Origin of the sequence: Corynebacterium phocae, assembly GCF_008693075.1 — a bacterium.
In the GTDB taxonomy this organism is placed as follows: Bacteria; Actinomycetota; Actinomycetes; order Mycobacteriales; family Mycobacteriaceae; genus Corynebacterium; species Corynebacterium phocae.
Map to the genome: position 1 here is coordinate 23602 of NZ_VXKJ01000039.1, position 14886 is coordinate 38487.

Genomic DNA, 14886 nt, shown 5'->3' on the forward strand with positions numbered 1-14886 from the left:
GACATTGCACTAGCTACGCCCCCGGTCTATTGGTTGTGGGCCTCTAGCTTTGAATTATAATGCCCGGTTGAGTTGGGCAAATACAAGGAGAAAACACTTTATGATCCGTAAGATCGCCCGCCCCATGCTGGCATCCGTCTTTATCTACGACGGCGTTGATGCCCTGCGCAACACTGAAAAGCGCGTGCCAAAGTCCGCTGACTTGCTCAAGACGGCCCGCAAGTTTGTCCCCGCCCCTTATTCGATGTACATCCCTAAGGACACCGAAACCGTTGTCAAGGGCTTGTCCGGAATCAAGGTTGCCTCCGGTACCCTCTTCGCACTGGGTAAGGCACCTCGCACTTCCGCAGCAGTGATGGCGCTCAGCCACCTGCCTTGCGTTATCGCACGTAACACTGTGTGGGACCCAAAGGGTGCGGAACCATCCAAGGATGAAAAGCGCAATGGTCTGCTGACCAACACCGCACTTATGGGTGCGCTGTTCATTGTCACCCAGGACACTGAGGGCAACCCCTCCCTGCGCTGGCGTGCGCAGAAGGGCACCAAGCGTGCGGCCCGCAAGGTCCAGGCTGCTCTGCCCACCAAGTCGGAGTCTGAGAAGTTCGCAGAAAACGTCTCCGAGCGTGCCTCTGAGTTCTCTTCCCAGGCACAGGGCTGGTTCCACGAGACCACTGACAAGGCTCAGGCCTACGTTGAGGACAACCGCGATGACTGGGAGGACGCTGGCCGCAACATTCTAGATTCCGCCAAGCACTACGCTCAGGAAGCCCGCGACACGGTTGAGGATTTCATCGACGACAACCGCGGTGATTGGGAAAAGCAAGGCAAGAAGTTCCTCAAGGCTGCGGAGAAGAACTCCAAGGTTGCCCGCAAGGCCGTAGTCAAAAACGCCGCCAAGGCACAGGAGCGTGCCGATGAAGCGCTTGACCGCGTCAAGTCTGCGGACACCCGCAAGGCTGCCAAGAAGGCCGCTAAGAACGCCGAGAAGCTGCAGGAGCAGGCTGACAAGGCTATGGCAAAGGCGCTGAAGAAGTTCGGCGACCGCGTCTAGGCTCCACCTACCTTCGGTACCGCCTAATCTTAAGGCGGCTACCCGCCTGGTAAGCAGGTACCCGCGCGCCGGGAATAAAGCAGGTACCCGCCCACCGGGAATAAAGAAAGCCCCGCGCAGCGTTGGAAGCGACGGATCAAGCATCAAGTGCTTGGTCCGTCGCTCTTTCCTTGCCCGCGCGCGCCGGCCACGCGCCCTAGCCGCCCGCCCTGGCCACCCGCGCCCTGGCCGCCTTCCCCGGCCCAGCACGTCCAGGCCCAGCACATTCCGGCTTCACACATCCCAGACTTTTGCCTACACACATCTCAGACTTTTGCCTACACACATCTCAGACTTTTAAGGAGTTACCACCCTTGTCCCAGCCAGGGAACTTACCTGATAACGCCGCAGCTTACTCAGCGGAGCTCGCGGCTGAGCAGGCATACGTAGACACCCTCTTCGCACACCTTGACGGGGAGGTTGCCACAGCGAACCAGCGGCTATCCGAGGTGATGCTGGAAGTAGACCCTCAAAACCCGGACTCGGACGCGCTGGTTCGCCGTGAGACCGAGTACCACGGCCTGCAAAAGAAACTTGACCGCCTCAACCTGGCGCAGCTGGGCCTGGTCTTCGGGCGCATTGATATTGACGCACCTGGTGACAACCCCACGGCAGAAGGACTGGACCGCCGCTACATCGGCCGTATGGGCCTGGATGACCGCCATGATGACTACCGCACGCTGCTGCTTGATTGGCGCGCCCCCATGGCTCGCGCTTTCTACTTAGCCACCACCGCTCACCCGGAGGGCGTGGCCACACGCCGCCATATCCGCACTTCCGGCCGGAGCGTAAAGGAGATTAGCGACGAAGCCCTTACCGCCGGGGCACCAGGCGCGGAGCAGGGCGTGGCCGGTGAGTCCGCCCTCCACGCCGCGCTGGAGAAGGCCCGCACCGGCCACATGGCTTCGATAGTGGAGACTATCCAGCGTGAGCAGGATGAAATCATCCGGGACACCACGCGCGGGGTCATGGTTGTGGAAGGCGGGCCCGGCACGGGAAAAACCGCCGTGGCGCTGCACCGGATTGCCTACTTGCTGTACAACCACCGTGATTACCTCTCCGCCACCGGCGTGTTAATCCTTGGCCCCAATGACACCTTCTTGGAATACATCTCCCGTGTCCTTCCGGAATTGGGCGAAACCGGCGTGGTCCTTGCCACGGTCGGTGACCTATTCCCGGGCGTTCATCCTGAGTTGGTGGAGTCCCTTGACGTGCGCGAGGTTAAGGGTTCTGCGGAAATGGTGGAGATCCTCACCCGAGCGGTGCGCAATTACCAGGCCGTGCCAGATCACAACCGCGAGCTCCGGATAGACTCGCTTTCATTGGAGGTAACGCCCGCAATGGTGGCATCGGCGCGAACTCGTGCGCGGCGCAGCCGCAAACCGCACAACCTGGCGCGGGGGGCTTTCAAGGAGCACCTTGTGGACCAGCTTGCCCAGCAGATGGCCGACCGGATTGGGGCGGATCCCCTGGGTGGTGAGAATCTCTTGTCCCGCGCGGACGTTGACCAGCTCCATGATGATCTGGAAGACAACGCGGTGGTAGAAGCCCTCATCGATGAGCTGTGGCCAAAGCTTTCGCCCATGCACGTGCTCGCGGAGTTGCTTTCTAGCAAAGACGCCATTGCTGCCGCAGCGGCTGATTACGACGGAGAAACCCAGTCCGCCCTCTACCGCACCAACGGCACTGACTGGAGCACCTCGGACACCGCATTGCTCGACGAACTGGCAGTGTTGGTGGGCATGCCAGACCCGGAGACGGAGAAAACGGAGGCTGATAGGCAGTGGCGCCAGGAGTTAGCCGACGCGGAGGAAGCCCTAGATATTTTGTCCTCGTCAGAATCCACGGACAACGACGACGACATGTTTGATGCGGAGATCCTTTCCGCACACGACATCATTGACGCAGAAACCCTAGCCCACCGCCAGGAGGTCCGCGACATCCGCACTACCGCCCAACGGGCACGGGAGGACTACACGTGGGCGTACGGTCATATCATCATTGATGAGGCTCAGGAGCTTAGTCCCATGGAATGGCGCATGGTGTTCCGGCGCAGCCCTTCGCGTTGGATGACCTTGGTGGGTGATACCGCCCAAACTGGGGCCCCGGCTGGGGTGGACTCCTGGAGCGAGACCCTAGAGCCGTTCGTTGGTTCCCGGTTCCGCCACCACTGTCTCACGGTGAACTACCGCACTCCCCAGCCGGTGACGCAGCTGGCCAACCAGGTTCTGGCCGTCATTGACCCCCAAGCCCAGCCGGCAACGGCTATCCGTGACGGCCGCCCGGTTATGTTCGCCGACACGGCTCCCACTTTCCGTGGGGTTCGCACTACTGCGGGGTCCCGCTTGGAGGCCGTGTTAGATGCCGGCAACATAGAAACGGCCAAAGGATTGGAGTATGATCACGTCACTGTGGTCAATCCATCCGAGATAGTCGAAGCCTCACCGCAGGGGTGGCAAAACCTCTACGTTGCTATCACCCGTGCGACCCAGACTCTCACTATTGTTGGACCACTTCCTACTACCGAAACGAATTAAGATTTTCAATGGCTATTGCAGATATCGCCCGTAAACTTGAATCTTCCGCCAACTCTTTTGCCGCTAAGCGCGCCCGCAACCGTGGGTGGGTCCCCTCCGTTACCGGATACAGTGGCTATGGCTCCATGGACGTAGCTCACGTGCTGGGGCGTGTGCTTTTGGAAGACCCCAACCGCCGCCCGGAGGAAACCTGGGCACAGCGCGGCTACCGCCAGTTCTTTACCATTGAGGTGGCGGATATCCCGGTCACGGTGAAACTGGGTGCCACCACCGTTGACTCCCATGCGGACTCCCAGGGCTACATTGACGTCCGGATTGAGGACCACGGCTTGGACGCTGGTTGGCATGAGGCCACGATTGATGTGCAAGGCGGCCAGACTGTCATAGCCCCGGTCTTGATTGTCTCAGCGGAGACAACCGTGGGCTTTGTTAGCGATATTGATGACACCGTCTTGGTCACCTGGCTGCCGCGCGCGTGGACGGCGGCGTGGAACTCCTGGGTCCGCAAAACCAATAACCGCAAGCCTGTGGAGGGCATGTCCAGCTTTTACCAGGCCCTGCATGAAAAGCACCCGGGAGCACCGGTTATATACCTGTCCACCGGGGCGTGGAATACCTATGAGACGCTGACAGATTTCCTAGCCTCCCACGGTTTTCCGGCCGGCCCCATGCTGTTGACCGACTGGGGTCCCACTCCTACCGGTTTGTTCCGCAACGGCACTGAGCACAAGAAGGTGGCACTCCGGAACCTCTTCCTTACCTATCCGGGCGTGGAATGGATTCTCATCGGTGATGACGGGCAGCACGATCCCCGCACCTACGTGGACGCGGCCGTAGAACACCCTGACCATGTGCGCGGTATAGCCATCCGCAACCTGTCTCCGGAGGAGCAGTTGCTGGCCCACGGCACTTTGGCACCACTGGTGGAGGTCAACTCTTCCGCCAGCCGGACCAATATCCCGGTTATCCAGGGCACCAATGGATACGAGCTTGAAGCGCAGTTGGAGCAGTTCGTCAACGAAGCGGAATAGCCCCTCCGCCCCGCTCACAGCACCCCCCGGATACCAAGAAGCCGCCCGGCACTACCACAGTGCGGGGCGGCTTTTTCACATCTTCTTGCGGTTAACGGCCTGGTCTAGGACTCGTTGACGGTGTGAACAATCATGACGTCACAATCGGACTGCCGGGCCACGTCAGCAGGCACGGAGCCTAGCAAGCGGCCGGTAAGGGAGTTGATTCCGCGGTTTCCCACCACCAGCAGGTCCGCGTCAAAGTCGTTGACAATTCCCATCAGGGCCTGGACCGGCGTGCCCGACCGCACGGTGGTCTCAACTTTGGTGGCACCGAACTTCTCGGCGTGGGCCTTGCCGGATTCCAGGTTCTCCCGCGCTGTCTCATCACCCAGGACGGTGACGGACTCCTGGCGTAGAGTCTGAGAGGCCTGCTCTTTATCCTCGTAAAACGCGACACCAATAACTAGGGTGGCGTCGAATACTGCGGCTATTTTGGCTGCGCGCTCCACTGCTAGAAGGGATGACTTGGATCCATCGGTTCCAACTACAATGGTGCTGTAATCGCTCATGGTGGCCTTTCTGTGAAACTTAGGGTTTGCCCCACTAGTCTAGCTGGCTTGGTTAGCTTTTCGATAACGCCAAGGCTCTAGCCCATGCGCAGACCAGAGCCCCGTGCGCCCTGCTTAGATCCCGGCGTCTTTAAGCCCGCGCAGCTCTTTTTTCAGCTCCATCACCTCATCGCGTAACCGCCCGGCTAGCTCGAACTTCAGCTCCTTGGCAGCCGCCCGCATTTGGGCGGTGAGGTCATCTATCAGTTTTTGAACCTCACCGACTGCCATGGAGGAAAGGTCATGCTTTTCCACAATTGACGCGGGATCGGACGCGTCCGCACCTTCGGATTCCGCCTCCGACTCGTATACCTGGTCTAGGATGTCTGCAATCTTCTTGCGCAGCGGTTGCGGATCTACGCCGTGTTCCTTGTTGTAGGCAATCTGCTTTTCGCGGCGGCGCTCGGTTTCCTCAATAGCCTGCGCCATGGAGTCGGTGATTTTGTCGGCGTACATGATGACCTCACCGGAGACGTTACGTGCAGCGCGTCCGATGGTCTGGATGAGCGAGGTGGTTGAACGCAAGAACCCTTCCTTGTCCGCGTCCAAGATGGCCACCAAGGAAACTTCCGGAAGGTCCAATCCCTCGCGCAGCAGGTTGATTCCCACCAACACGTCGTATTCGCCCAGGCGCAGCTGGCGGAGCAGCTCCACGCGCTGCAGCGTGTCAATATCGGAGTGCAAATACCGGACTTTGATCCCGTGTTCTAGGAGGTAGTCCGTGAGGTCTTCGGCCATTCGCTTGGTCAGGGTGGTGACCAGGATGCGCTCTTGTTTGGCGGTGCGCTGGCGTACTTCATCAATAAGGTCGTCTATCTGCCCCTTGGTGGGTTTCACCGTGACCTTGGGATCAACCAGGCCGGTGGGGCGGATGACCTGCTCCACGTACTCTCCCCCGGAGGCTGCCATCTCAAAATTGCCGGGAGTAGCGGACATGTACACGGCTTGACCCACGCGTTCTTCGAACTCGTCGAAGGTCAGGGGCCGGTTATCCAAAGCGGACGGTAAGCGGAATCCGAATTCCACCAGGTTGCGCTTGCGGGACATATCCCCTTCAAACATTCCACCTATCTGCGGGACGGTCACGTGAGACTCATCAATGATGGTGAGGAAGTCCTGCGGGAAGTAGTCCAGGAGGGTAGCCGGTGCCGTGCCGGCCGGGCGGCCGTCAATGTGCCGGGAGTAGTTTTCAATACCGGAGCAAAAACCTACTTGCTCAATCATCTCCAGATCATATTCGGTGCGCATGCGCAGACGCTGTGCCTCCAGCAGCTTGCCCCGGTTTTCCAGGTCGGCTAAGCGCTCCGCAAGTTCTTCTTTGATGTCGGCCACCGCCTTTTCCATCCGCTCAGGGCCGGCTACGTAGTGCGTGGCCGGGAAGATCCGCACCTGCTCGACGCGCTCCAACACGTCTCCGGTCAGGGGGTGGATGTAGTAAAGCTCATCAATTTCGTCTCCGAAGAACTCAATGCGCACCGCGCGTTCCTCGTACGCTGGGATGATATCCACGGTGTCTCCTTTAACGCGGAAGGCACCGCGCGTGAACCCGATATCGTTGCGCTCGTACTGGATATCCACCAGCAGGCGCAAAAAGCGGTCGCGCTCCACTTCCTCCCCCACGGACAAAATGACGGAGCGGTCCAGGTAGGACTGCGGCGTTCCCAAGCCGTAGATGCAGGACACGGAGGAGACCACTACCACGTCGCGGCGCGACAGCAGTGCTGATGTGGCGGAGTGCCGCAGCCGCTCTACGTCCTCGTTGATGGACGAGTCCTTTTCAATGTAGGTATCCGTCTGCGCGATGTAGGCCTCCGGTTGGTAGTAGTCGTAGTAGGACACAAAGTATTCCACCGCGTTATTGGGCAACAGCTCGCGGAGCTCGTTAGCCAGCTGCGCTGCCAAGGTCTTGTTTGGTGCCATAACCAGGGTTGGACGCTGCTGCTTTTCAATCAACCAGGCCGCAGTGGCAGACTTACCGGTACCGGTGGCGCCCAGGAGGACCACGTCACGCTCGCCTCTGTTCAGCCTTTTATCAAGTTCCTTGATGGCCACCGGCTGGTCACCAGAGGGCTGGAATTCCGAGATCACCTCGAATTTACGCGCAGATCTTTCGATCTCCCCTACGGGGCGGTGTTCGGATTCTGGAAGGATGGGGTGTTCCGCAGCAAAAGCCATGCCTTAAGCATAGCCGGGCTAGGGACATCGCTTAAAAACTCCACACCAGGGGTAATCCGCGTGCCGTGGCGGTAGGTAAAGCGGTGCCAAGGAGTTTAAGCTTAGAGACTATGTCTATTCCCCGGCCTTTAATCCTGGCAGTCTCCGCGCTGCTTGTCCCTGTCCCTGCCCTTGTGCCCGGCTTAGTTCCGGTGGCTAACGCCCAGCTGTGCAGCGAACAATCCGTACGCCCCTTTGTCACCGGATCTCCAGCACAGCCCAGCAACCCAGTTTTCGCAGCTTCTAGCGGTTCCTCCTGGTTTGGGTCCGGTTCTTCAAGCGCGCAGCCGGCACCCAAAGCGGTCCCGCCGGCGCTCATTAGCGACGGCCCCACCCGCTCCCTCCAGTTTATTACCGGCCCCACCTCCCCGGACCAGACTCACAGCCGCTGGGGTATTACCTCCACCGACCTGGGGGTGGCCTACGCTGATGGGGCCACCACGTATTTGGCGTTTGGTGACACCGGGAAGTGCGCACCGAACAATGAGTTTTGGCGATCCAACGTCCTGGCCCGAACTAACGACCGCAACTTTGGCGACGGCCTGACTCTTACTCAGGCACTCACGCCCAAGGGTTGGTCTGCTGACGGCGACGCCCGGGAATTTATTGGCTCCCGCAAGGAAGACAACGTGGAAATGACCACCATCCCTACCGCTGGGATTGTGGTTGACGGAATACACTACGTGGACTACATGTCCGTGCGGCACTGGGGTGCCCCGGGCCAGTGGGACACCAACTACGCCGCCACCGTGACCTCAACGGACGGCGCAAACTGGTCAATTTCCCCCGGTTCTGTGCGCAACAACGGGCTGCCCGCATTAACGCCTGACGGCTCGGCTTTTGATTTGGGCTACGACCGCCTGCAGATGGCTGCTTTTGTTGAGCCCCATTTTGCGGATGAGGGTGACTACATCTACAGGTTGTCCACGCCAAACGGACGCTTTGGCAGCGCTTACCTCTCCCGGGCTGCCCGCGCGCAATTCCCGGACGAGGACGCCTTTGAGTACTGGGATGGTGATAGGTGGACCTCCAGCCCCGCGGACTTGCTATTGCCTAAAGCCGCCATTTTTGGGCCTAGGGTCTCCGAGCTTTCGGTGACCTATAACTCTTATTTGAACCTCTACGTCGCCATGTACCTCCATGAGGGCAAGGGTATGGTGGTGCGCACCGCACCGCGCCTGAACGGACCATGGTCTGCAGAACGCCTGCTGATTGCCCAGTCCACCATCCCGCAGCTGTACGGCGGCTTCATTGTCCCTGGCCAGGATGACCAACACCTCTACTACGTGATGAGTACGTTCGATGATTACAACGTCTACTTCATGCGCACGGACCTGGACTTCGCGCTGAAGCACAACCTCACCACCGACAACATCACGGTGGATGAGGTCATTAATTAGCCTTAGCGTCCGGGGCACCATACCGTGACCACGCCGGGGACTAGGCGGCCTCTATCTGCTTGACTACCCGGGCCACCTGCGCCTCCAAGGCGTCGCGTGGCCCGTTGTTGTCAATGACAAAGGTGGCGGCTGCCAGCCGCTCACTGTCCGGGATCTGGCGGCCGATGCGCGCGCGGGCATCGGCTTCTTTCAGCCCCCGTGAGGCCACCAACCTGCGCACGCGTTCTTCGGGTTCAACATCAACCACGATGACCTCGTCCATATCCTTATGCTGACCTTTGTCTACCAGCAGCGGCATGTCATAGACGCAAAACTTCTTACCCCCCGCGCGCGCAGCTGCGAAGCGCTGTTGGGTAATCTCCGCTATCCGCGGGTGCGTGATGGCGTTTAGCCGGGAGGTGGATTCCTGGGTGGCAAAAGCGCGTTCGGCGAGCACCGCCCGGTCTAGCTGCCCGCTGCAGTCAAGGATATCCTGACCAAATTCCGCAGCTAGTTCTTCCAACGCGGGCTGGCCGGGTTCCACGATTTCCCTGGCAATTTTATCAGCGTCCACAACTTCCCAGCCGTGGCTGGCCAGAAGCTGCGCCACCGTAGATTTTCCACTACCAATTCCGCCGGTAAGCCCTATGAGTTTCATGCCCACCAAGACTACTGCGTAGGTGCCAGCCGTGCGATGTGCAACGCCAGGTACGCAAGCTCGTCCCCCGTGAGACTGGCGTCTAGGCGCAGCTCCAACAAGCTTTCCAAAATGCCCGCGCACTCCGCAGCCTGCGGGTAGCTTTCCATGATGGCGTCCGCCACGGCAGAATGCTCCGAAGTTAGCTGCCCGTGCTGGGCAATACGCACAAAGAGGTAGCGCAGATGAGTGATAAAGCGGGCAACACTCACCGTGGTGGAGTCCAGGTGCTCCCCGTAGAAACTAGAGACCACGTCTATGATCTGCTGAATAAGCCCGGTCATCTTGTAAGTGTAGGACAGGTCCCCGGTGGAAAAACCGGCATTGACCAGGTGCAGGGTAAGCGCCACGGCCTCATCTTGGGGAAGCGGGATATCCATCTTTTGGTTAATTTCTTCCAAAAGCTGCCCAGCTAGCCGGTAGTCATCTCCGTAGAGGTGCTCAACTTCGGCGCGCAGCGGGTAGGCCACGTGGTCACCGTTGGCGTGACGCCTGACCGCCATGGAGATATGGTCTGCGACCGCCACAACAAAAGTGAGCCTCTCACTGAGCTTCGCAGGGAATTCAGCCGCCACCATGGCTTCCACCACTAAGCGCACGAATACCGGTGGGACGGCGGCAAGCATTTCAGCGGCGTGATCAGGATCGCGCCCGTCCATGGAAACAAAGACCTTGACCACCTTGTCAGGGTCAATAGTCTGGCCTTGCTTCATCCCGAAGCCCACACCCCGGCCAGTAACAATAACTTCGTCGCCTTGGTCCGCAGAGGGTAAACCCTCCCGGCGGGCCAAGACGACGTTGTTGTTTAATACCCTTAGAACTTTCATTAGGTATTATTCTAGCGTTTTAATGCTTAAGTACGAACTGAAATGACGCTGTCACCCAAGCGAACTTCTCCTGGGGCGGCAGGGTTAACAGAATCCAGTTTCTTGGTGTTAGTAACCGTACAGATCACGGTGTTGTCATAACCTGCTGCGCGAACGGCGTCCAGGTCGAACTCAGCAAGAACCTGTCCGGCTTCAACGCGGTCGCGCTTGGCAACCTTGGGGGTGAAGCCTTCACCCTTCATCTTCACGGTGTCAATACCAATGTGGACAAGGATCTCCACGCCGTCATCAGTCTTGATGCCGTAGGCGTGGCCGGATTTCATAGCACTGGCAATAACGCCGGATACTGGGGAAACTACGGTGCCGTTGGCAGGTACTACGCCAACGCCCTTACCCAGGGTCTCAGAAGCAAAAGCGGCGTCATCAACATCTGAAAGGGCAACCACGCGGCCCTCGACTGGGGTAACAACTTCCACGGTGGTAGAAACTGGCCTTTCAGCGAGTGCTGTAGCGCCACCGGCTGCGGTAGCACCAGCGGCGGTAGCACCGGAAGAAGCGCCGGCAACCGGTGCCAGGGGTGCGTTGTCAGAAACCTCAGGCGCTGCAGGAGCGGTGGTGATTGCGGTGTCCCCATTAGCAGCAGCGTTAGCCGCAGCAATGCGGGCACGGGACTCTTCACGCTCTTCCGGCGTGCGGTAGTCGGTAACCACGATAAGAATCATCGAGGTGAAGAAGGCAACTGCAATGGCAATCGCGTAAGTAAGCATGGGGCTAAAGACCGAGATGGTCAGCAGGGACGTAAACGCGAAGGCGCTGGTCTTAACGCCGTCGGTAGGAATACCCAGGATGGCAACGGTAAGGCCACCGGCAAAACAACCGACCAGCATACGCGGGTAGACGCGCTTGAAGCGCAGGTGAATACCGTAGAGGGAAGGCTCGGAGATACCACCGAAGAGGCCAGCGGCCAGTGCGGAGGCAGAAGTCTGACGCATTTCCAGATCCTTGTCACGGATGGACAGGAAGAGCACACCGGCGGTAGCGCCGAAACAAGCGAAGTTCCAGGCGCCCATTGGGCCCTGAATGAAGTCGTAACCCAGAGTCTGGATGTTGATGAGCATCAAAGCGTTCAAAGGCCAGTGCAGGCCCAGCGGAACCAGGAATGGGAACAACATAGGAATAGCGATTGCAAAGACGAACGGAGCGTTGCTGTTCATCCAAGCCAAACCGGCACCAATGCCGGTACCCAGCCAAATACCCAGGGGGCCAATGACAAATGCGGTCAAAGGAATAACCACCAGCAGGGTCAAGAATGGAACGAAGACCATGTGAACGGAGGTCGGAATAACCTTCTGCAAAGCCTTGTAGATAAGGGCGGCAACCGCAGTCATCATCAAAGGAACGAAGACGTTTCCGCCGTAGCTTGGAAGGGTCATATCCAGGCCGAAGATAGGCACGGAACAAACCTCGGTACCCAACGTAGCGTTGGTGATACAAGTGGTAGCCGCGTTGTCCTTCAGGCCGGTGAAGGCCGGGGTCATCAGCGCGCCCATTACAACGGCTGGTACCCAGGGGTCAATACGGAGTTTCTTACCCGCGTTATAGGCCACCATGATGGGGAGGAAGTAGAACACTGCGTTCCACATCGCGTCCACGAAGACCCAGCCTGCAGCTTTGTCGTCTGCACGGAAGTCCACAAGCTTCAACGCGTCAAGGACAGCGGTGAAGGCGATGATCAAAGACGCGCCAAGCAGCACGCCGAGGATGGGACGGAACGAGTCTGAGAGGTACTCGAAGAATACGTCCATGCCCGGGATTTTGCCCTTGGACTTTGCGCGGGCGGCAGCCTTGACGTCGTCGTTAGACGGTTCACCGTTGCCCTTCATTGCGGGCAAAGAACGGATATCGTCATAGACGCTGGAGACGTTACCGCCAATAATTACCTGATAGTTGCGTGCGCCTTGTGGCACTGCGCCCATCACGCCGGGGTGCGAGTCAAGGGCTTCCTTGTTAACAATGGAAGCGTCATTGAGATCGAAACGCAAGCGCGTGGCACAGTGAGTAAAGGAATTCACGTTGCTAGGTCCACCAACCGCATCCAAGATATCTTGGGCGGTTTGGCGAGAAGTAGTGCTCATAGCCATAAACCTTCTTAGTTAGATGAGAATGAGAAAAGACCTGAGGAAGCCGCGCGAAAGCGACTACCTCAGGTCTTGCCTCAATAAAGAGTAACAACCCTGTTACCAGTTGTCTGTGCAACCGGGGTTGCAACGAATACTACACCGAAAGACTGGCATAAGCAAGAACCGTCACAAAATTCCTGGACTGAGGGGTTTCCCACTCGATTCCTTTCCACCCCACTCCCCGCACTCCACTCCCCTACACCCCATTCCCCCACACTCCCTCTGCACTCCCTCCGCACTCCCTCCGCACTCCCCCACGCGGTTGCACACCAGCACAGCCCCGGAGCGCAAGCCCGCAGGAGGAAATGAGGATCGGGAACTCAGGGAACCAGGAAACCTAGTCCGCTCCAGCCACGATCTCTTGAAACCGCCCCCTATCCAGACCACAGCGAAGCCCCGCCTGCCCTCCCAATAAACGGGAAGGCGGCGGGGCTAAGCATTGGTTCTACTAGGCCACCTAGTGGCCTAGACCAGTGACTAAATCAGGTTGAGCCTGACTTAGTTGCCGGCCAGCTTGTCGCGAAGGGCAGCAAGCTGCTCGTCGGAAGCTAGGGAACCAGCGGACTCTGATTCGTTGGACGCCGGAGCTGCATCATTCGACTCAGAGGAGTAGTTGGAGGAATCCTGGTTCTCAGCGGCCTCAGCAGCAGCGGCGCGGTTGCGCTCGATCTGTGCGGAGTGCAGCTGGAAGCGGCGCTCGGACTCAGCGTAGCGAGCCTCCCAAGCCTGACGCTGCTCGTCGAAGCCTTCCTTCCACTCGTTGGTCTCAGCATCGAAGCCTTCTGGGAAGACGTAGTTGCCCTGCTCGTCGTAAGAGTCAGCCATGCCGTACTTGGATGGATCGAACTCTTCGGTGTAGTCCTCATCAGCCTGCTTGACGGACAAGGAGATACGACGACGCTCGAGGTCGATGTCGATGACCTTGACCATAACTTCCTGGCCAACGGTGACAACCTGGTCCGGGACCTCCACGTGGCGCTGAGCCAGCTCGGAGATGTGGACGAGGCCTTCGATTCCTTCTTCGACGCGAACGAACGCACCGAAAGGAACCAGCTTGGTGACCTTGCCTGGCACGATCTGGCCCACAGCGTGGGTGCGTGCGAATACGCGCCAAGGATCTTCCTGGGTAGCCTTCAGGGACAGGGAAACGCGCTCGCGGTCTAGATCAACGTCTAGGACCTCAACGGTTACCTCATCACCGACGGTGACAACCTCGGATGGGTGATCGATGTGCTTCCAGGACAGCTCAGAGACGTGAACCAGACCGTCTACGCCGCCCAGGTCCACGAAGGCACCGAAGTTGACGATGGAAGAGACAACGCCCTTGCGGACCTGGCCCTTCTGCAGCTGGTGCAGGAACTCAGAGCGAACCTCAGACTGGGTCTGCTCCAGGAACTCACGGCGGGACAGGACAACGTTGTTGCGCTGCTTGTCCAGCTCGATGATCTTGGCTTCAAGCTGCTGACCGATGTATGGCTCCAGGTCGCGAACGCGACGCATTTCCACCAGGGAAGCTGGGAGGAAGCCACGCAGGCCGATATCCAGGATGAGGCCGCCCTTGACAACCTCGATAACGGTACCGGTAACTGGCTCTTCCTTGGCCTGAAGCTCCTCGATGGCGCCCCATGCACGCTCGTACTGTGCGCGCTTCTTGGACAGAATCAGACGGCCTTCTTTGTCCTCTTTGGTGAGAACAAGTGCGTCGATGGTGTCGCCGACCTCGACGACCTCATCGGGATCGACGTCATGCTTGATGGAAAGCTCGCGGGACGGAATGACGCCCTCGGTCTTGTATCCAATGTCAAGCAGTACCTCGTCATGGTCAACCTTGACAACGGTACCTTCAACGATGTCACCATCATTGAAGTACTTGATGGTTGCGTCAACGGCTGCGAGGAAATCCTCAGCGGTTCCGATGTCGTTGATCGCAACCTGAGGGGTTTTAGAAGATGGCATTAATTTATGCTCCGAAATTTCGTGGGAGGTAGTATTTGGACATGTACGCATCATCTCAAAACGCCCAGCGTACTGGGTGAATTTTGATCCCGCCGTTGCGGCTTCGAGGTTCTCCCACGCTAACCGGGAATACCGCACGACATAGACACGCTCGAACAATCGTATATTAACCCAGCTCAACCCGCAAATTTGGCGCGCCAATAGAGTCCACAACCCCTCCGCCCCAACTGGTTGCCGCCACATGGGTCACACGACTTACCGCAGTTACCATGTTCACCACGGTTACGCAGCAAGCCGGGACACTACTAGAATCTCACCAAGACCGTTTAATTCCCCAGAGCATTGGGCCCCCAAAGCAATAATTTTTCCCGCAAGCCCAAGATAG

10 protein-coding genes are annotated in these 14886 nt (G+C 58.6%); 4 read left to right on the forward strand and 6 right to left on the reverse strand.

The window, feature by feature from the left end:
- Nucleotides 1-100 precede the first annotated feature (100 nt).
- The 3 genes from F4V58_RS06030 (at nt 101) to F4V58_RS06040 (ending at nt 4658) form a co-directional block, all read left to right on the forward strand.
- Nucleotides 101-1051 carry a DoxX family protein gene (locus F4V58_RS06030; protein WP_075734233.1) on the forward strand — a complete coding sequence of 317 codons (951 nt, stop codon included), beginning with the start codon at nt 101-103 and terminating at the stop codon, nt 1049-1051.
- Between the two features lie 353 nt (nt 1052-1404).
- Nucleotides 1405-3627 carry a HelD family protein gene (locus tag F4V58_RS06035; protein ID WP_075734235.1) on the forward strand — a complete coding sequence of 741 codons (2223 nt, stop codon included), beginning with the start codon at nt 1405-1407 and terminating at the stop codon, nt 3625-3627.
- Between the two features lie 8 nt (nt 3628-3635).
- On the forward strand, nt 3636-4658 hold the full coding sequence (locus F4V58_RS06040; protein WP_075734237.1) for an App1 family protein phosphatidate phosphatase: 1023 nt from the start codon (nt 3636-3638) through the stop codon (nt 4656-4658).
- Between the two features lie 104 nt (nt 4659-4762).
- On the opposite strand, the gene F4V58_RS06045 is transcribed toward F4V58_RS06040, so the two are convergent.
- Complete coding sequence (locus F4V58_RS06045) at nt 4763-5209, reverse strand: universal stress protein (RefSeq protein ID WP_075734238.1); 447 nt, start codon at nt 5207-5209, stop codon at nt 4763-4765.
- A 114-nt stretch (nt 5210-5323) separates the two neighbouring features.
- On the reverse strand, nt 5324-7423 hold the full coding sequence (gene uvrB / locus F4V58_RS06050) for an excinuclease ABC subunit UvrB (protein ID WP_075734239.1): 2100 nt from the start codon (nt 7421-7423) through the stop codon (nt 5324-5326).
- Between the two features lie 110 nt (nt 7424-7533).
- Here uvrB and F4V58_RS06055 point away from each other — a divergent pair, with 110 nt between their 5' ends.
- A complete protein-coding gene (locus tag F4V58_RS06055; protein WP_075734241.1) occupies nt 7534-8862 on the forward strand; it encodes a glycoside hydrolase family 183 protein in 1329 nt (442 codons plus the stop codon).
- Between the two features lie 40 nt (nt 8863-8902).
- Here the strand turns inward: F4V58_RS06055 and coaE are convergent, their stop codons facing one another.
- The 4 genes from coaE to rpsA form a co-directional block, all read right to left on the reverse strand.
- Nucleotides 8903-9499, reverse strand: coding sequence for a dephospho-CoA kinase (gene coaE / locus F4V58_RS06060; protein ID WP_075734243.1), 597 nt, complete (start codon nt 9497-9499; stop codon nt 8903-8905).
- A gap of 11 nt (nt 9500-9510) precedes the next feature.
- On the reverse strand, nt 9511-10365 hold the full coding sequence (locus tag F4V58_RS06065) for a PRD domain-containing protein (RefSeq protein WP_075734245.1): 855 nt from the start codon (nt 10363-10365) through the stop codon (nt 9511-9513).
- A 26-nt stretch (nt 10366-10391) separates the two neighbouring features.
- The gene (locus F4V58_RS06070; RefSeq protein WP_075736562.1) at nt 10392-12500 is read right to left on the reverse strand and encodes a glucose PTS transporter subunit IIA; all 2109 of its coding nucleotides are present in this window, start codon (nt 12498-12500) and stop codon (nt 10392-10394) included.
- A gap of 543 nt (nt 12501-13043) precedes the next feature.
- Nucleotides 13044-14501, reverse strand: coding sequence for a 30S ribosomal protein S1 (gene rpsA / locus F4V58_RS06075; RefSeq protein ID WP_075734247.1), 1458 nt, complete (start codon nt 14499-14501; stop codon nt 13044-13046).
- Nucleotides 14502-14886: the final 385 nt, after the last annotated feature.